At 56.6% G+C, this 17011-nt stretch carries 17 protein-coding genes; 9 read left to right on the top strand and 8 right to left on the bottom strand.

All coding sequences use genetic code 11. The features are described 5' to 3' along the window. The first annotated feature begins 320 nt into the window (after positions 1 to 320). Genes ABLV17_RS01035 through ABLV17_RS01050 form a run of 4 tightly spaced genes read left to right on the top strand, consistent with a single transcriptional unit; the run spans position 321 to position 4061 of the window. Entirely contained in the window at positions 321 to 1235 is a 915-nt protein-coding gene (locus ABLV17_RS01035) for an ABC transporter substrate-binding protein (RefSeq protein ID WP_308958211.1), read from the top strand. A gap of 6 nt (positions 1236 to 1241) precedes the next feature. Further along, positions 1242 to 2399 (top strand): ABC transporter permease, encoded by a 1158-nt coding sequence (locus tag ABLV17_RS01040; protein ID WP_348854051.1) that lies wholly within the window; start codon positions 1242 to 1244, stop codon positions 2397 to 2399. Continuing rightward, entirely contained in the window at positions 2392 to 3327 is a 936-nt protein-coding gene (locus ABLV17_RS01045; protein ID WP_113374375.1) for an ABC transporter ATP-binding protein, read from the top strand. The genes ABLV17_RS01040 and ABLV17_RS01045 overlap by 8 nt, the downstream gene beginning before the upstream one ends. After that, on the top strand, positions 3324 to 4061 hold the full coding sequence (locus tag ABLV17_RS01050) for an ABC transporter permease (protein WP_087860180.1): 738 nt from the start codon (positions 3324 to 3326) through the stop codon (positions 4059 to 4061). Before ABLV17_RS01045 ends, ABLV17_RS01050 begins: the two co-directional genes overlap by 4 nt. Here the strand turns inward: ABLV17_RS01050 and ABLV17_RS01055 are convergent. Both ABLV17_RS01055 and ABLV17_RS01060 read right to left on the bottom strand, forming a co-directional pair. Beyond that, the gene (locus tag ABLV17_RS01055) at positions 4036 to 4149 is read right to left on the bottom strand and encodes a protein YohO (protein WP_015365743.1); all 114 of its coding nucleotides are present in this window, start codon (positions 4147 to 4149) and stop codon (positions 4036 to 4038) included. The two genes, ABLV17_RS01050 and ABLV17_RS01055, sit on opposite strands and share 26 nt — an antisense overlap. Before the next feature lie 59 nt (positions 4150 to 4208). Continuing rightward, a complete protein-coding gene (locus ABLV17_RS01060; protein ID WP_087860181.1) occupies positions 4209 to 4940 on the bottom strand; it encodes a MerR family transcriptional regulator in 732 nt (243 codons plus the stop codon). A 200-nt stretch (positions 4941 to 5140) separates the two neighbouring features. Between ABLV17_RS01060 and ABLV17_RS01065 the strand changes: the two genes are divergently transcribed. The 3 genes from ABLV17_RS01065 to ABLV17_RS01075 are packed head-to-tail and all read left to right on the top strand — an operon-like array spanning position 5141 to position 8063. Further along, entirely contained in the window at positions 5141 to 6829 is a 1689-nt protein-coding gene (locus tag ABLV17_RS01065; RefSeq protein WP_087860182.1) for a sensor histidine kinase, read from the top strand. Continuing rightward, positions 6823 to 7542 (top strand): two-component system response regulator BtsR, encoded by a 720-nt coding sequence (gene btsR / locus ABLV17_RS01070; RefSeq protein WP_087860183.1) that lies wholly within the window; start codon positions 6823 to 6825, stop codon positions 7540 to 7542. The genes ABLV17_RS01065 and btsR overlap by 7 nt, the downstream gene beginning before the upstream one ends. A gap of 53 nt (positions 7543 to 7595) precedes the next feature. Then, positions 7596 to 8063 carry a DUF1456 family protein gene (locus tag ABLV17_RS01075; protein ID WP_015706088.1) on the top strand — a complete coding sequence of 156 codons (468 nt, stop codon included), beginning with the start codon at positions 7596 to 7598 and terminating at the stop codon, positions 8061 to 8063. 43 nt (positions 8064 to 8106) lie between these two features. Here ABLV17_RS01075 and ABLV17_RS01080 read toward each other — a convergent pair whose 3' ends face one another. Next, complete coding sequence (locus tag ABLV17_RS01080) at positions 8107 to 8571, bottom strand: YehR family lipoprotein (RefSeq protein WP_308958213.1); 465 nt, start codon at positions 8569 to 8571, stop codon at positions 8107 to 8109. Between the two features lie 139 nt (positions 8572 to 8710). Further along, entirely contained in the window at positions 8711 to 10744 is a 2034-nt protein-coding gene (gene metG, locus ABLV17_RS01085) for a methionine--tRNA ligase (protein ID WP_087860201.1), read from the bottom strand. Positions 10745 to 10895: 151 nt separating this feature from the next. Between metG and apbC the strand changes: the two genes are divergently transcribed. Continuing rightward, on the top strand, positions 10896 to 12005 hold the full coding sequence (apbC, locus tag ABLV17_RS01090) for an iron-sulfur cluster carrier protein ApbC (RefSeq protein WP_015365751.1): 1110 nt from the start codon (positions 10896 to 10898) through the stop codon (positions 12003 to 12005). Here apbC and ABLV17_RS01095 read toward each other — a convergent pair. Together ABLV17_RS01095 and ABLV17_RS01100 are read right to left on the bottom strand one after the other, a co-directional pair. Continuing rightward, complete coding sequence (locus ABLV17_RS01095; RefSeq protein ID WP_259678468.1) at positions 12002 to 12454, bottom strand: GNAT family N-acetyltransferase; 453 nt, start codon at positions 12452 to 12454, stop codon at positions 12002 to 12004. The genes apbC and ABLV17_RS01095 overlap by 4 nt on opposite strands. Further along, a complete protein-coding gene (locus tag ABLV17_RS01100) occupies positions 12447 to 12764 on the bottom strand; it encodes an RcnB family protein (protein WP_087860184.1) in 318 nt (105 codons plus the stop codon). Before ABLV17_RS01100 ends, ABLV17_RS01095 begins: the two co-directional genes overlap by 8 nt. 183 nt (positions 12765 to 12947) lie before the next feature. Between ABLV17_RS01100 and ABLV17_RS01105 the strand changes: the two genes are divergently transcribed. Continuing rightward, positions 12948 to 13847: a LysR family transcriptional regulator gene (locus ABLV17_RS01105; RefSeq protein ID WP_087860186.1), complete on the top strand. Its 900-nt coding sequence runs from the start codon at positions 12948 to 12950 to the stop codon at positions 13845 to 13847. Here ABLV17_RS01105 and ABLV17_RS01110 read toward each other — a convergent pair. Continuing rightward, positions 13837 to 15180 (bottom strand): NCS2 family permease, encoded by a 1344-nt coding sequence (locus ABLV17_RS01110; RefSeq protein ID WP_113374378.1) that lies wholly within the window; start codon positions 15178 to 15180, stop codon positions 13837 to 13839. The two genes, ABLV17_RS01105 and ABLV17_RS01110, sit on opposite strands and share 11 nt — an antisense overlap. A gap of 2 nt (positions 15181 to 15182) precedes the next feature. Continuing rightward, complete coding sequence (locus tag ABLV17_RS01115; protein ID WP_308958214.1) at positions 15183 to 16994, bottom strand: adenine deaminase C-terminal domain-containing protein; 1812 nt, start codon at positions 16992 to 16994, stop codon at positions 15183 to 15185. Positions 16995 to 17011 lie beyond the last annotated feature (17 nt).

Consider the following 17011-nt stretch of genomic DNA (forward strand, 5'->3'; position numbering starts at 1 on the left):
TAAGCATTACTTATCCATTTAAAATGGGTGTGGGGTGATCATGAATTCGTTATTTGAATTATTATTTTCTAATTCATTGATTCATGCTCTATCTAGAGGGAAACCTTTCGTTAAATCTTAATTGTTGAAGTATCGTGATTTTGGACGAGGGATGCAATATTTAATGTTCGATATTCGGCATTTAATGCATGAAGTAAAGTGACGATTTTCTTTTAATGTTTTTTAAGGTTCATGATTTTATTGTTTTGCTACTTTTCTTTGATGAATTTTAGCTTAGCGCCTAAGCTTTAGTACTGAGATATGAGGAGTGGTGAAAATTGATGAGCAAAATAAAGATTAAGACAATCGTATCAGGCCTGGTACTCATCAGCTGCTCTTCACTGGCGGCAGAACCGGTGAAGGTGGGCTCGAAAATTGATACAGAAGGGGCGCTGCTCGGCAATATCATTTTGCAGGTGCTGGAAAGTCACGGTGTGAAAACGATCAATAAAGTTCAGCTTGGCACCACGCCGGTGGTTCGCGGAGCGATTACCGCCGGCGAACTGGATATCTATCCGGAATACACCGGCAACGGGGCTTTCTTCTTCAAAGATGAAAATGATCCGGCGTGGAAAAACGCCAAACAGGGCTATGAAAAAGTTAAAAAGCTGGACGCGGAAAAAAACAAGCTGATCTGGCTGACCCCGGCTCCCGCCAATAATACCTGGACTATCGCGGTGCGACAGGAGGTGGCAGAGCAAAATCATCTTACTTCTTTGGCCGATCTTAGCGCCTATCTACAGAAGGGTGGCGATTTTAAACTGGCGGCTTCCGCGGAGTTTATTGAGCGCGCCGATGCCCTGCCGGCATTTGAAAAAGCTTACGGATTTAAGCTTAATCAGAATCAGCTGTTGTCGCTGGCGGGCGGCGATACCGCAGTGACGATCAAAGCGGCGGCACAGCAAACCTCCGGCGTTAACGCGGCGATGGCCTATGGTACCGATGGGCCGGTGGCGGCGCTGGGGTTACAAACCCTGAGCGATCCAAAAGGCGTACAGCCCATTTACGCGCCGGCGCCGGTTGTGCGCGACGTGGTGCTGAAGGCGTATCCGCAGATGGCGCAGTGGCTGGAGCCGGTGTTCGCCAGCCTCGATGAAAAAACGTTGCAGAAATTAAACGCGAGTATTGCCGTTGAAGGGCGTGACGCGAAGAGCGTGGCCGCCGATTACCTGCAACAAAAAGGGCTGCTGAAGTAAGGACTGGTGACTATTCGTTGTTATAACCGCGTGGCGCTGCTGCTCACGCTACTGCTATTGGCCGTGGCGGCGCTGCCGTTTGTCACTTATGCCCCTAACCGTCTGCTCTCCGGGGAAGCGCGTTGGCTTTGGACGCAGATGCCGTGGCTGGCGGCGGCGCAGCTGGCGGGGGGGCTGCTGTTATTGCTAATGTGTTGGCTCCCCGGTCGTCTGGCGTTGCTCGGTAGTCTGCTTATTGCCGATTTACTCCTGCCTTTACTAATGTGGGGCGCCGGGCATGTCGCGCTACAACTGGTCCAACAGGGCTCCCCGCTGGCGCGTACTTCTCCCGGTAGCGGATTATGGCTTGCTCTCGCGCTATGCCTGCTGATTGCCAGCGATATTATTCGCCGTTTGACGCCGCGAGCGCTGTGGCGTTGGCTGCTGAATGCGCAGCTTTGGCTGCTACCGTGCCTGCTGCTGTGGCATGGATCGCTCGACCAACTCTCTTTGCTGAAAGAATATGCTAACCGTGAGGATGTCTTTAATGACGCGCTGCGTCAGCATCTATGGCTATTGTTCGGGACGTTGCTGCCCGGATTGTTATTGGGTCTATCGATAGGCTTTGTCCTCTGGCGACGCCCCAGCTGGCAGGCGCCGGTATTCACCTTCCTTAATGTGATTCAAACTATTCCCTCGGTGGCGCTATTCGGTTTGTTGATCGCACCGTTGGCCGGGTTGACGCGCCATTTTCCGCTACTGGGCAAAATTGGCATTTCCGGAACCGGTCTGGCGCCGGCGCTGATCGCGCTGGTGCTGTACGCGCTCTTGCCGCTGGTGCGTGGGGTGGTGACCGGGCTGCAACAGGTACCGCGCGAGGCGCTGGAAAGCGCGACCGCGATGGGAATGAGCGGCGGACAGCGTTTCCGCCAGGTCCAAATGCCGTTGGCGCTACCGATTCTGCTGCGCAGCTTGCGGGTGGTCAGCGTGCAGACCGTCGGTATGGCGGTGGTGGCGGCGCTGATAGGCGCGGGCGGCTTCGGCGCTTTGGTGTTTCAGGGGCTCCTCAGCAGCGCGCTGGATTTGGTGCTGCTGGGGGTCATTCCGACGATTGCGCTGGCGGTGGTAGTGGACGCCGTGTTTGCGCTATGGGGCGCGTTGCTAAAAGGAGAGGCGCATGATTGAGTTCGACGGGGTGAATAAAGCCTTTGCCGGGCAGCCGGCGGTAAAGGATCTCAACCTGCATCTGCGCGAGGGGGCGTTTTCGGTGTTGATAGGGACGTCCGGCTCCGGAAAATCGACCACTCTGAAGATGATTAATCAACTCGTGGAACAGGATAGCGGAGTGATACGCTTCGCCGGCGAGGATATCCGCCGACAGCCATTGCTGACGCTACGTCGCCGTATGGGGTACGCCATTCAGTCTATCGGCCTGTTTCCACACTGGACAGTGGCGCAGAATATCGCCACCGTGCCGCAGCTGCAAAAGTGGCCGCGCGGAAAAATTAACGAGCGGATTGATGAACTCATGGCGTTACTTGGCCTGGAACCTCTGCTGCGCGATCGCTACCCGCATCAGCTTTCCGGCGGCCAGCAGCAGCGCGTTGGCGTGGCGCGGGCGCTGGCGGCCAACCCGGAGGTGCTGTTAATGGATGAGCCATTTGGCGCGCTGGATCCGGTCACCCGCGAAGCGTTGCAGCAGGAGATGCTGCGCATTCATCGTCTGTTTGGGCGCACGATCGTGCTCGTCACCCATGATATCGACGAAGCGCTACGCCTGGCGGATCATCTGGTGCTGATGGACGGCGGCGAAGTGGTGCAGCAGGGGGAGCCGTTACAAATGCTGCTGCAGCCGAAAAACGCTTTTGTTGAAACCTTTTTTGGCCGTAGCGAACTGGGCGTTCGGTTGCTCTCGCTACGCGGCGTTGGGGATTACCTGCGCCGGGATGAACGGCTGACGGGCGATGCGCTGAACGTCTCGATGACGTTGCGCGAGGCGCTGTCGCAATTTGTGGCCCACCGCCGCGACGTTTTGCCGGTGGTCGATGAACAGGGCGAAGCGTGTGGTACGTTGCACTTTGCAGACCTGCTACACGATAGGGGCACGACGTGAAGGCGCTTCGCGATCCGCTGCTGTGGCTGGTGGCGCTGTTTATCGCGCTGCTGCTGGCATTGCCCCACAGCGCGCCGCTGTTTAGCTGGCTGTTTCCGGAGCTGCCGCGCCCGGTGTATCAGCAGGAGAGTTTTCTGGCGCTGACGCTGGCCCACTTTTGGCTGGTGGCGCTCTCCAGTATTGCCGCGACGGTTATCGGCGTGGGGGCGGGGGTTCTCGTCACCCGACCCGCCGGACGAGAGTTTCGCCCACTGGTGGAAACCATCGCCGCCATGGGACAGACATTTCCGCCGGTAGCGGTACTGGCGATCGCGGTTCCGGTGATGGGGTTCGGCTGGCAGCCAGCGCTTATTGCGCTGGCGCTATACGGAATATTGCCCGTGCTGCAGGGAACGCTGGCTGGATTAAGTTCGATATCACCTGGGGTATTGAATATTGCCGAGGGGATGGGGATGAGCGGTTGGCAGCGGTTGTGTAAGGTGGAGCTGCCGCTGGCGGCGCCGGTAATGCTGGCCGGGATCCGCACCTCGACCATCGTCAATATTGGTACGGCAACCATTGCCTCAACGGTGGGCGCCAACACGCTCGGCACGCCGATAATTATCGGCCTCAGCGGTTTTAATACCGCTTATGTGCTGCAGGGGGCGCTGCTGGTGGCGCTCGCCGCGATCATTATCGACCGCTTTTTTGAGCGGCTGAACCAGTGGATCAGCCGACACCACCGCGAACAATAAACGAGTAACCCGCCAGCATGACGCCGCCGATCCCGCCAATGGCCATGCATAAGAAGAGGGTAATGACCGCGATTTTCGCAGGCTTCATGATAGGCTCCTTTTGTTAACGGTGGGATTATACGGTGAAGCGCAGGTGTTAATGAAACATTAATTGCTATTTAGCCAGATCAGATTTTCCCGCTGTTCCCATTCGCGGAGCTGCGCTGCCTGCGGGCTACCCGGCGGCGCGGGGCACCACACCAGCAGGGTACTGTCGGGAAATAGCTGCGGGCGGATCTGACTAAGCGAATGCGCGACAATATCCACCCGCCAGCCCTGCTCGCAGGCGATCCACCCTTCCAGCCACAATTGAGTGGTGTCATCGGTATTCCAACCCACCACCACCGCGTGATGACCGGGGCGCTTCCAGGCGTGGGCGAGACATTGGGCGATGTGGTTGATTAAGATACCATCGAGCAGGCTACGCAGCGCCAGTAAAGTCGGCTGAGGGCTTAGCAGGCGGTGACGAAGCGGATTAAGCAGATGATGCACCAGCATCTGTGCGCTATAGCTGTGGCTGCGCTCTTTGAGCCATAGCCGCACCCGTTGGTAATGACCTTCCTGCAGAAAACCGAGCAAAATTTCCTGCTGTTCGCGCCAGCCGTCTTCGACATCCGCTTCGCGATCGGGCAGCAGATTTTTTACCTTACCGACCTGAACGCCGGCATCAATCCAGCGCTTAATTTCGCGGATGCGATCGATTTCACTGTCATTGAATAAACGATGGCCGCCATCGGTGCGTTGCGGCTTGATAAGTTCATAACGTCGCTGCCAGGCTCGCAGCGTCACGGGGTTGATATCACAAAGCTGAGCCACTTCGCCTATCGTATACAGCGCCATTTTCTCCTCCCGCCGTGTTTCTCCTCATTTAACTGTAGAAGGGGTTTATCAATTGTTCATTTTTTGCACTTTACGGCGACGGCGAGACGGTGAGAAGTGTGATCGTCACCATGATTTATCATTTTCTTGTATCGCTTCAAAGAAAGTTATAAGCGGTCAGTGTATGTTACGCGCTTTCAAAGGTTGTGTGGTTGGCGGGTATGTACGAGTTCGATCTGGTATTGCTGCTGCTCCAGCAGATGTGCGTGTTTCTGGTCATCGCCTGGCTGATGAGTAAAACGCGGCTGTTCATCCCCCTGATGCAGGTCACCGTGCGTCTGCCGCATAAGTTGCTGTGCTATGTCACCTTCTCGATTTTTTGCATTATGGGGACCTATTTCGGTCTACATATCGAAGACTCTATTGCTAATACACGCGCTATTGGCGCAGTGATGGGCGGCCTGCTCGGCGGCCCGGTGGTCGGCGGTCTGGTGGGGTTGACCGGAGGCCTGCATCGCTATTCGCTGGGCGGAATGACGGCGCTAAGCTGTATGGTGTCGACCATTGTTGAAGGGCTGCTCGGTGGCCTGGTGCACAGCATTCTGATTAAACGCGGACGTCCGGATAAAGTTTTCAGCCCGCTCACCGCCGGGGCGATAACCTTTTTCGCTGAACTGGTACAGATGCTGATAATCCTGCTGATTGCGCGGCCATTCCAGGATGCGCTGCACCTGGTACAGAGTATCGCGGCGCCGATGATGGTCACTAACACCGTCGGCGCCGCGCTGTTTATGCGTATCCTGCTGGATAAACGGGCGATGTTTGAGAAATACACTTCGGCTTTTTCCGCCACCGCGCTAAAGGTGGCTGCCTCCACCGAGGGGATCCTGCGCCAGGGATTCAACGAAGAGAACAGTATGAAGGTCGCTCAGGTGCTGATTCAGGAACTTGATATCGGCGCCGTGGCGATTACCGACCGTGACAGGCTGCTGGCGTTTACCGGTATCGGCGACGATCATCATCTACCAGGTAAACCTATCTCCTCGTCCTATACACAAAAGGCGATTGATACCGGCGAAGTGGTTTATGCCGACGGCAACGAGGTGCCATACCGCTGCTCAATTCATCCTGGCTGTAAACTGGGCTCGACGCTGGTCATTCCGCTGCGCGGTGAGAATCAACGGGTCATTGGCACCATCAAGCTGTATGAAGCGAAAAACCGCCTGTTCAGCTCGATTAACCGCACGTTGGGGGAGGGGATAGCGCAACTGCTGTCGGCGCAGATCCTCGCTGGCCAGTATGAACGGCAGAAAGCGTTGCTGACCCAGTCGGAAATTAAGCTGCTACACGCCCAGGTCAACCCGCACTTTCTGTTTAACGCCCTTAACACCCTTAAGGCGGTGATCCGCCGCGATAGCGATCAGGCCGGACAGCTGGTGCAGTATCTATCGACCTTCTTTCGCAAAAATCTGAAGCGACCAACGGAGATCGTCACCCTGGCGGACGAAATTGAACATGTGAATGCCTATCTGCAAATTGAGAAGGCACGATTCCAGGATAATTTGCAGATACGCATGCAGGTGCCTGCGTCGCTTGAGCACCTGCAACTACCGGCATTTACGTTACAGCCGATAGTTGAAAACGCAATCAAGCACGGCACTTCTCAGCATCTTGGCGTAGGCGAAATTACCATTCGCGCCAGTCAGCATGAGCGTTGGCTACAGCTGGACGTGGAAGACAATGCCGGGCTGTATCGGGATAACCCTAATGCCAGCGGGCTTGGGATGAGTCTGGTGGACAGACGACTGCGCACGCGCTTCGGCGCCGACTGCGGAATTAGCGTCACTTGCGAAGCGGAACAATATACCCGCATCACGCTGCGACTGCCTGTGGAGGAGAATGCATGCTAAAAGTTTTAATCGTCGATGATGAGCCGCTGGCGCGGGAAAATCTGCGCATCCTGCTGGAGGCGCAAAGCGATATTGATATCGTCGGCGAATGCGGCAACGCCGTCGAGGCGATTGGCGCAGTGCATAAGCTGCGCCCGGACGTGCTGTTTCTGGATATTCAAATGCCGCGTATCAGTGGGCTGGAGATGGTTGGCATGCTCGATCCAGAACATCGCCCCTATATCGTCTTTTTAACGGCCTTCGATGAGTATGCGGTGAAGGCCTTTGAAGAGCACGCCTTCGATTATCTGCTCAAGCCTATCGAAAACGCCCGGCTGGAGAAAACCCTGAGTCGCCTGCGCCACGAGCGCAGCCTGCAGGATGTATCACTATTGGATGATGCCCAGCAGGCGCTGAAGTATATTCCCTGTACCGGCCACAGCCGCATCTGGCTACTGCAAATGGAAGATGTGGCTTTTGTGAGTAGCCGAATGAGCGGGATTTACGTCACCGATAGTGAAGGTAAAGAAGGCTTTACCGAACTGACTTTGCGTACGCTGGAAAGCCGTACGCCGCTGCTGCGCTGCCACCGTCAATATCTCGTTAACATGGCGCATTTGAAGGAGATCCGCCTTGAGGAGAATGGGCAGGCGGAATTGTTAATGCGCGCCGGACAAACGGTGCCGGTCAGCCGCCGCTATCTGAAAAGCCTGAAAGAGGCGATTGGTCTGTAAAAACGCGGAATCATGGTAGACTTAGCGCCAGCATTTTTCATCATGAAGGCATTATGATCAGCAACGATATTTTACGTAGCCTGCGCTACACCCTGAAAACGAATAATAACGGTCTGGTACGCATCTTTGCGCTGGCGGATGCGCCGGTGAGTGCGGAACAACTGGTACCCTGGCTGAAAAAAGAAGACGAAGAAGGGTTTGCGCGCTGCCCGGATGTCGTACTGTCGAATTTCCTCAACGGTCTGATTTACGACAAGCGCGGCAAAGACGAGTCGGCGCCGCCGCTGGCGGTTGAGCGCCGGGTGAATAACAATATCGTACTGAAAAAATTGCGTATCGCCTTTTCGCTGAAGACCGACGACATTCTGGCGATCCTGACTCAGCAAAAATTCCGCGTGTCGATGCCGGAAATTACCGCCATGATGCGCGCGCCGGACCACAAAAACTACCGCGAATGCGGCGATCAGTTTTTGCGCTATTTCCTGCGCGGTCTTACCGAGCGCGAGCACGCCAAAGGCTAAGCGCCAGACGTGACCCGGGCCTGCGCCCGGGCCCTGTCTCTCTTTACTTCTTCACTTCTTTAAAACCCTGCGATTCCAGCAGCTTAGTTGACACGGATAGCGAAACAAACTGCTGTGAGCAGTCGGTGAACATCGAGCCCGGCAGTTTGCACAGCTCGCTGATTTTCGCTTTGCTGAAATCCACGGTCAGATGCTCAAGCGCGTAGGAATCTTTATAGTCGATGGTCTGCTCAACGCCCTGTAGATTACGATACACGCTGCTAATCGGCTCAATAATGGCCCGCGCCTGTTCTTTATTTTCGGCGCCGATCGATTTATAGGGAATGGTGTTGTCGGCATCCTGACGCAGTACTTTGTCGCCGTCATAGTGGTAGGTAAAGCTGAGTTCGACGCCGTTGGTATTCAGCGTAAAGGTTTTACTCTCTTCTTTTTTATTATCGCAGCCGGCGAGCGCCGCCAGCAGAACGGATACGGCCAGCACGCCAGCCATCTTGCGGTTAAATTTCATCACGATTCCCTATGTTGAGTGGTATTGCGCGTCCAGAGAGGAACAGACAGTAATGATTATTATGGCGATTACGCATTGTCGCAACAGAAGGCGTGAAGGGAATAAAAAAAGCGCTGCCGGAGCAGCGCTTTTGCAAGGTTTATTTAACCTGCTGACCCGGCTGTGCGCCGCTGTCAGGGCTTAACAGGAAGATATCTTTCCCGCCGGGGCCGGCGGCCATCACCATCCCTTCGGAGATGCCGAAGCGCATTTTACGCGGCGCCAGGTTAGCGACCATCACCGTCAGGCGGCCAATCAGCGCCTGCGGATCCGGGTAGGCGGAGCGGATGCCGGAGAAGACGTTACGCTTCTCGCCACCAAGATCCAGCGTCAGGCGCAGCAGCTTATCGGAACCGTCGACGAACTCGGCGTTTTCAATCAGCGCGATACGCATATCCACTTTGGCGAAATCGTCAAAGGAGATAGTTTCCTGGATCGGATCATCGGCCAGTGGACCGGTGACCGGCGCGGCGGCGGCTTTAACTTCTTCTTTAGAGGCTTCCACCAGCGCTTCGACCTGTTTCATTTCAATGCGGTTGTACAGCGCTTTGAAAGCGTTAACCTTGTGCGCCAGCAGCGGCTGCTGGATGGCGTCCCAGCTCAGTTCGGTGTTGAGGAACGCTTCAGCGCGCGCGCTCAGACCAGGCAGAACCGGCTTCAGCCAGGTCATCAGCACGCGGAACATGTTCAGCCCCATGGTGCAGATTGCCTGCAGGTCGGCGTCGCGGCCTTCCTGTTTTGCCACCACCCACGGCGCCTGCTCGTCGACATAGCGGTTAGCGACATCGGCCAGCGCCATAATTTCGCGGATTGCTTTACCGAACTCGCGGCTTTCCCACGCTTCGCCGATAGCGGCAGCCGCATCGGTGAAGGTTTTATACAGCGTCGGGTCAGCCAGCTCAGCGGAGAGCATGCCGTCAAAGCGTTTATTGATAAAGCCGGCGTTACGTGAGGCCAGGTTGACCACTTTGTTAACGATATCGGCGTTAACGCGCTGGATAAAGTCTTCCAGGTTCAGGTCGATATCATCGATGCGCGAAGAGAGCTTAGCGGTGTAGTAATAGCGCAGACTGTCGGCATCAAAATGGTTCAGCCAGGTGCTGGCTTTGATAAAGGTGCCGCGAGATTTGGACATCTTGGCGCCGTTTACCGTGACATAGCCGTGAACGAACAGATTGGTCGGCTTACGGAAGTTGCTGCCTTCCAGCATGGCCGGCCAGAACAGGCTGTGGAAGTAAACAATGTCTTTACCGATGAAGTGATACAGCTCGGCGCTGGAATCTTTCTTCCAGTATTCATCGAAGCTGGTCGTGTCGCCGCGTTTATCGCACAGATTCTTAAAGGAACCCATGTAACCGATCGGCGCATCCAGCCAGACGTAGAAGTATTTGCCCGGCGCATTCGGAATTTCAAAACCAAAGTACGGCGCATCACGGGAAATATCCCACTGTTGCAGACCGGATTCGAACCATTCCTGCATTTTGTTCGCCACCTGCTCCTGCAGCGCGCCGCTGCGGGTCCACGCCTGCAGCATTTCGCTAAAGGACGGCAGGTCGAAGAAGAAGTGCTCAGATTCACGCATCACCGGCGTCGCGCCGGACACCACGGATTTCGGGTCGATAAGCTCCGTCGGGCTGTAGGTCGCGCCGCAGACTTCGCAGTTATCGCCGTACTGGTCCGGGGATTTACACTTCGGACAGGTACCTTTGACGAAACGGTCCGGCAGGAACATGCCTTTTTCCGGGTCGTAGAGCTGAGAGATGGTGCGGTTTTTAATAAAGCCGTTTTCTTTCAGACGGGTATAGATAAGCTCCGACAGCTCGCGGTTCTCGTCGCTGTGCGTCGAGTGGTAGTTGTCGTAGCTGATATCGAAACCGGCAAAATCGGTCTGATGCTCCTGACTCATCTCGCCAATCATCTGCTCCGGGGTGATGCCAAGCTGCTGCGCTTTCAGCATAATCGGGGTGCCGTGGGCGTCGTCGGCGCAGATGAAGTTGACTTCGTGGCCGCGCATTCGCTGGTAACGGACCCAGACATCAGCCTGGATGTGCTCCAGCATGTGGCCGAGGTGGATAGAGCCGTTGGCGTACGGCAGCGCGCACGTTACCAGAATTTTTTTCGCGACTTGAGTCATAGTGGGCATTACATCTTCTGTTGTAAAAAGGGCTTTTGATGTTACCTGAAAGGCAATAATTTGGTAAGCCCAAAGCTTATTGTGGGGGAATTATTCCCTTTCAGGTAAACTTAACGGACAAGAATCAACTCACAATAACAAAGGAGTCGGGATGAGTTCGCAATCCCAGGCCAAATCCCCCGAACGTCTACGTGCGATGGTCGCCGGGACTCTGGCTAATTTCCAGCACCCAACCCTGAAACATAACCTCACCACGCTAAAGGCGCTGCACCATGTCGCCTGGCTTGACGATACCGTGCATATCGAGATCCAAATGCCGTTCGTCTGGACCCGCGCGTTTGAGGCGTTGAAGGAGCAATGCAGCGCCGAGCTGCTGCGTATCACCGGCGCGAAAGCCATCGACTGGAAGCTCTCTCACAGTATCGCCACCCTGAAACGGGTGAAAAACCAGCCGGGCATTAATGGCGTGAAAAACATCATCGCCGTGAGTTCCGGTAAAGGCGGGGTGGGCAAATCCTCTACCGCCGTGAACCTCGCGCTGGCGCTGGCGGCGGAAGGGGCCAAAGTGGGTATCCTCGATGCCGACATCTATGGCCCGTCGATTCCGACCATGCTTGGCGCGGAAGACAGCCGCCCGACATCCCCGGACGGCACCCATATGGCGCCGATCATGAAGTATGGCCTGGCGACTAACTCCATTGGGTATCTGGTGACCGACGACAACGCCATGGTGTGGCGCGGCCCGATGGCCAGTAAGGCGCTGATGCAGATGCTGCAGGAGACGCTGTGGCCGGATCTGGATTACCTGGTACTGGACATGCCGCCGGGAACCGGAGACATCCAGCTGACCCTGGCGCAGAACATTCCGGTAACCGGCGCGGTGGTGGTGACGACGCCGCAGGACATCGCGCTGATCGACGCCAAAAAAGGCATCGTGATGTTTGAGAAAGTAGAAGTGCCGGTCGTAGGCATCGTGGAAAACATGAGCATGCATATTTGCAGCAACTGCGGGCACCACGAACCTATCTTCGGCACCGGCGGCGCCGAGAAGCTGGCGGCGAAGTACCACACTCAGTTGCTAGGCCAGTTACCATTACATATCACGCTGCGTGAAGATCTGGATAAAGGCACGCCGACGGTTATTGCGCGTCCGGAAAGCGAGTTTACCGATATCTACCGCCAGCTGGCGGGACGCGTGGCGGCGCAGATGTACTGGCAGGGCGAAGTTATCCCGAGCGAAATAGCCTTCCGCGCCGTTTAAGGCTGGGTGTAACGCATCAGCCAATAATCTCCGTCAGGAGACGCGCCCTGGGCTTCGAATTTCCAGCCGTGATGCTGGTAGAAGCGCAGGGCGTTTTCATTTCGCGACAGACATTTCAGCGTACCGCTGTGCTTAAATGAGCGCTGAACCTGTTCCAGCAGCAGACTACCGACGCCTTTTCCCTGCCACTGCGGATCCACGAACAGGTTATGCAGGAAGTTGTCGATAACCCACACCGAGGCGAATCCTGCCAGCGTATCGCCGCATTCGGCGACCCATAGCTGCTCGTCTTGTACCACCGCATCAAAATCTTCCAGCCGCCATTGATCGCTGTTAAGCCATGTCCACGAGGCCATACGCGCGTCAAGGAATAGCTGGCGCAGGCGAGGATAGTCGCTGTCGTGACCGGGGCGAATGCGCAGTTGCGGCTGCGTCGATGACTTAGCGATGATAGAAAATCTCGCCGTCATACACCTTCAGGATCTTGCCTTCGGTGTCGGTGATCAGGACGTAGTTGCCGCCCATGTAGGTCCAGTGGCTGCCGGCATCCGGCGCAGGCAGGTTACGCTGTTGCCACTGCTTGATGTTGTACTCAGGAGTGAGGTACATCGCCGGCACGGTATCGCCAATATGAAATTGGGTAAAATCAGCGGTGAATTCTTTCATCGCATACTGTTCAATCCCGGAGGCCGGCGCCGCCCAGCTTGCGCTGGCGCTGGCAAGAAGTACGCCCAGAAGCATCATTTTTGTTTTACGCATATTTTCCTCAATATTACCTGGACTCAAAATAGCAGCCTCGTATCATTCCTGAAGCGCTGCTGAAATGGCAAGCACTGGTTTTTTAAAAAGTGTAAGCAAAACACGGCTGAAGTCTTGTGCCGCTTGCGTTGTTGCGCGGTAAATCGCTATTTTGGGAGCATTCTGAAGCTTTGGAGAATTGGCATGTTCAGGCTGGAAGATCTGACCTTATTTGTCCGCGCGGCGGCGTTAGGCAGTTTTAGCGAGGCGGCACGAGAAGCGGGGCAGCAGCCTGCGCAGGTAAGCGCAGCGATCAAACGCCTGGAAACGACGCTTAATATTCGCCTTTTTGCTCGTTCGACCCGTAGCCTGCGCCTGACCCCGGAGGGCGAAACCTGGCTCCCCTATGCCACCCAGATGCTCGATACCCTTCAGGCCGGGCTACAGAAAATTCAGACGCCAGGGGATGAAGTACGCGGCACGCTGCAAATTGCCGTGCCATCCGATCTAGGGCGTAACCTGCTGCTCAAGGTATTTTGCGCTTTTCGCGAACGTCATCCGGCGCTGCGCCTGCGGCTGCACTTTTCCGATCATCTGACCGACGTGTTTAAAGATCCGGTGGATGTCGCTTTTCGCTACGGCTACCACGAAGACGCTTCGTTTATCTCACTGCCCGTCGCGCCGGAAAACCGTCGGGTGTTGGTTGCTTCACCGCAGTGGATTGCCCGCCACGGTCAAATCAGTAGCCTCGAGGAATTATCCCGGCACAGCGCGCTGTTGTACGTATTACGTGGCCGACCTTTTGATCGCTGGCCGCTGATTTCAGGTAATGAAGTGCATACCGTGGAGATGAACGGCGCGATTATGAGTGATGATGCGGAGGTGATCCGTCGGCTGGCGGTAGCCGGTGAGGGAATCGCTTATAAATCGTTTCTCGATGTCAGCGACGATCTGCGAGAAGGGCGTCTGGTGCGGCTGCTGCCGGACTATCAGGGCGATTTAACGCCGCTGAATATGATTTGTCCGCACCGCAAGCAGCTCTCTGCCGCGGTGCGTTTGTTATATCAAGAGGTGAAATCACATTGTGAAGCGCTTAGTGCTTAACTAAGGTCGCGAAGTAATAGATTAGCGGGATCGCCAGCACCCACAGGCCAATCGGAATTTCACGCCACTTGCCGGCGATCGCTTTGATGACAATGTAAAACAGCAGCCCGCCGGCGATACCGGTGCCGAAGCTGTTGGCGATGAGCGTAATCATCACCATCATTAACACCGGCAGACCGTCGGTGAAGTTTCCCAGATCGACTTTGCGCAGGCCGCTGAACATATTCAGGCCAATCAGAATTAACGCCGGCGCGGTGGCCTCTTTAGGGATCATGAGCGCCACCGGCGTAAACAGCAGCATCAACAGGAACATCACCGCCGCCGCCAGCGCAGTAAGGCCGGTCTTGCCGCCGGCTTCCGCCGCCGCGGATGATTCAATCAGCGCCGTGGCCGCCGGAATACCGACCCACGGGCCCAGCGCGGCGGCAATCGAATCGACCATAAACGGGCGATTAATCTGCGGCATGTTGCCTTCTTCATCCAGCAAGCCCGCCTCGCCGCCGACCGCCAGGGTCGTACCCATGGTCGAGAAAAACTCGGACGCGAAAAAGACGAACAGGAACGGCAGGAAGGCGATATTTAATGCCCCCAACAGATCGATTTGCCCGAACACCGGAGCCAGCGAGTGCGGAACGTCAATAAAGCTGTCAGGTAGCTTTGTCACGCCGAACGGAATACCCACCAGGGTGGCGAACAGAATGGCCCACAGTATCGCGCCTGGTACTTTACGCGCCTGTAGCGCTATCGCCAGAAACAGGCCGCACAGCGCCACCAGCGCGCCGGGGGCAAGAAAATCACCGAGCATCAGGGCGTTGGTTTTGGCATTCGCCAACACCAGCCCGGCATTGCGAAAGCCAAGAACGGCAACGAATAACCCGATCGAAGCCGTGAGCCCCAGCTTAATTGACTGCGGTACCGAGCGGGTGACCACTTCGCGCAGGCCGAATTGGGTCAACAGGAAGAAGAGGATCCCCGACCAGCAAGCAATCCCGAGGCCAATCTGCCAGCCAATACCTTCGCTGCCCGCCAGCGTCACCCCCACCAGTACCGAGCCGCCAATGCCCGGACCGACGATAAACGGCAGGTTGGCATAAAACGCCATTAATAACGAACCGGCGACAAAGACCAGGATGGTGCCCGTGGTGGCGGCGCCTTTATCCATTCCGCCAATCGCCAGCAGTCCTGGAATGACCACCAGTAAATAGGCGGCGGCGAGAAAGCCGGTGATCCCGGCCAGGCATTCGGTTCGTAGCGAACCGCCCCGTGCGCGAAGCGCAAAGCGGCGCTCCAGCCAGTGGCTACGGGCAGAAGTATGAAGTGTGTTATCGGCCATGCTCAGGCTCCCTGAGGATTATTGTTGTGATGAGTTGGCGCCGGCGTCTCCCGGCAGGCTATCAACGGGTCAACTATCTGGCGACTGCCGCCGTCGGTGAGACCCAAATCGGTTAGATGCGGCCCGGCATTACAGGCGAGGCAGGTGCCTTCAATCGCCTTAAATACCCGGTATGGCGGCTCCCAGTCGGCGACTTTACTGCTTAAATCTCGCAGCTCGCGGAACTGCCGCGCCAGCTCGGCGGCGGGAAGATCGGAGAGCATGCCGGCAATCGGCATTGCCACATGGGCCAGGAGCTCGCCCTGTTGCGCCAGCGCCATTCCGCCGCCGGAAGCGATCAGCTGATTTGCCGCCAGCGCCATATCATTCGCATCGCGCCCGAGCACCACCAGGTTATGTGAGTCATGTGAGTAGCTGGTGGCAATGGCGCCACGCAGCTCGCCCCAGCCTTCGAGCAGGGCGATTTGCGGCGTTGCCTGATGGCGGCCGTGGCGGTGCTTAACCCAAATCAGGCTAAAGCCCGCGGGCAGTTGTACTTCTCCGTCGCGGATCTGTACTTCCACTTCTCCCCATTTCGTGAAGCGCGCGCCGCTGATGTGGCGTAGGCGGGCGACGCCATGGCGAATGCCCTTAATTCGCAGAATAAAGTCTTCAGCGGCGAGGGGCGCTAACTGCAAGGTATCACGCGGCGGCGTCACGCCGGGCGCGGCGGCAAGCGGTGTTAGCAGGTGACCGTTATGAGCGATAAGTTTGCCGCCGACATAGACCTCCTGAGCCTCGAGTTTCTCCAGCGAATCAAACACCACCAGATCCGCGCGTCGTCCCGCGGCAATTAGCCCAAGATCGTTGCGCTGCAGGCGAATAGCGGCATTAAGGGTGGCGAAACGTAGCACATCGACCGTTGGCAAACCGTGTTCAATCAACAGGTTGAGCAGGGCGATAATGCCGCCTTTCTCCAGCAGCATATCCGGCGGTACGTCATCGGTGCAGACGGTGATTTGCGAGGAGAGATGCGGCAGCGTTTTTAACGCCGTAACGATCTCGGGCAATAGATAGGGGTGCGAGCCGCGAATTTCGATAGTCAACCCGGCGCGCAGTTTTTCCAGCGCATCGGCCGCTGAAGTCAGTTCATGATCGGAGGTGACGCCGGCGGCGAGATATGCCTGTAAATCGGCGCCGCTGAGCCCACGGGCATGGCCCTCAATCAGTTTGCCGCTGTTAAGCCCGGCCTGGACAATCTCCTGCATCCGTTCGCTACCGTTCAGCACGCCATGCATATCCATCACTTCCGCCACGCCGCGAACTTCCGGCCAGCCGAGCATGGTTTCCATTTCAGCGCCGGCGAAATCAGCGCCGGACATTTCGAGACCTGGCGTAGAGGGGACGCTGGATGGCGCGGCCACCATCACCTGTAGCGGCAGGTGGCGGCTGGCATCAACCGCGTAGCGCACGCCATCGACGCCGAGCACGTTGGCCAGCTCATGCGGATCCCAGAACACCGCGGTGGTACCCTGCGTCAGGACGATTTCGGCATAACGCTCGGGCGGCAGATGCGAACTTTCAAGATGTACGTGGGTGTCTATCAAGCCGGGCGACAGATAGCCGCCTTGCAGCGAGCGCACTTCATGGGCGTCGGCGCGGCTGCCGCGCGGATGTACGCTGGCAATCATTTCACCAACGATACCGACGTCAGCGTCGCGGATTTCGCCAGTGGCCATATCGACGATCTGCGTATCGATAAGCAACAGATCAAACGGGGATTCGCCGCGCGCGGCCTGTACGGCGCGACGACGTGCTTCAGCATTGCTGGACATAACAACTCCACCACAAG

The organism is Klebsiella sp. CN_Kp091, from assembly GCF_040065095.1.
GTDB classification, from domain to species: domain Bacteria; phylum Pseudomonadota; class Gammaproteobacteria; order Enterobacterales; family Enterobacteriaceae; genus Klebsiella; species Klebsiella aerogenes.

Bases quoted from the DNA above. Each gene is read 5' to 3' on its own strand.
- ABLV17_RS01035 (WP_308958211.1), top strand. From the start codon at position 321: ATGAGCAAAATAAAGATTAAGACAATCGTATCAGGCCTGGTACTCATC.
- ABLV17_RS01045 (WP_113374375.1), top strand. From the start codon at position 2,392: ATGATTGAGTTCGACGGGGTGAATAAAGCCTTTGCCGGGCAGCCGGCG.
- ABLV17_RS01055 (WP_015365743.1), bottom strand. From the start codon at position 4,149: ATGAAGCCTGCGAAAATCGCGGTCATTACCCTCTTCTTATGCATGGCC.
- ABLV17_RS01060 (WP_087860181.1), bottom strand. From the start codon at position 4,940: ATGGCGCTGTATACGATAGGCGAAGTGGCTCAGCTTTGTGATATCAAC.
- ABLV17_RS01065 (WP_087860182.1), top strand. From the start codon at position 5,141: ATGTACGAGTTCGATCTGGTATTGCTGCTGCTCCAGCAGATGTGCGTG.
- btsR (WP_087860183.1), top strand. From the start codon at position 6,823: ATGCTAAAAGTTTTAATCGTCGATGATGAGCCGCTGGCGCGGGAAAAT.
- ABLV17_RS01075 (WP_015706088.1), top strand. From the start codon at position 7,596: ATGATCAGCAACGATATTTTACGTAGCCTGCGCTACACCCTGAAAACG.
- ABLV17_RS01080 (WP_308958213.1), bottom strand. From the start codon at position 8,571: ATGAAATTTAACCGCAAGATGGCTGGCGTGCTGGCCGTATCCGTTCTG.
- metG (WP_087860201.1), bottom strand. From the start codon at position 10,744: ATGACTCAAGTCGCGAAAAAAATTCTGGTAACGTGCGCGCTGCCGTAC.
- apbC (WP_015365751.1), top strand. From the start codon at position 10,896: ATGAGTTCGCAATCCCAGGCCAAATCCCCCGAACGTCTACGTGCGATG.
- ABLV17_RS01100 (WP_087860184.1), bottom strand. From the start codon at position 12,764: ATGCGTAAAACAAAAATGATGCTTCTGGGCGTACTTCTTGCCAGCGCC.
- ABLV17_RS01105 (WP_087860186.1), top strand. From the start codon at position 12,948: ATGTTCAGGCTGGAAGATCTGACCTTATTTGTCCGCGCGGCGGCGTTA.
- ABLV17_RS01110 (WP_113374378.1), bottom strand. From the start codon at position 15,180: ATGGCCGATAACACACTTCATACTTCTGCCCGTAGCCACTGGCTGGAG.
- ABLV17_RS01115 (WP_308958214.1), bottom strand. From the start codon at position 16,994: ATGTCCAGCAATGCTGAAGCACGTCGTCGCGCCGTACAGGCCGCGCGC.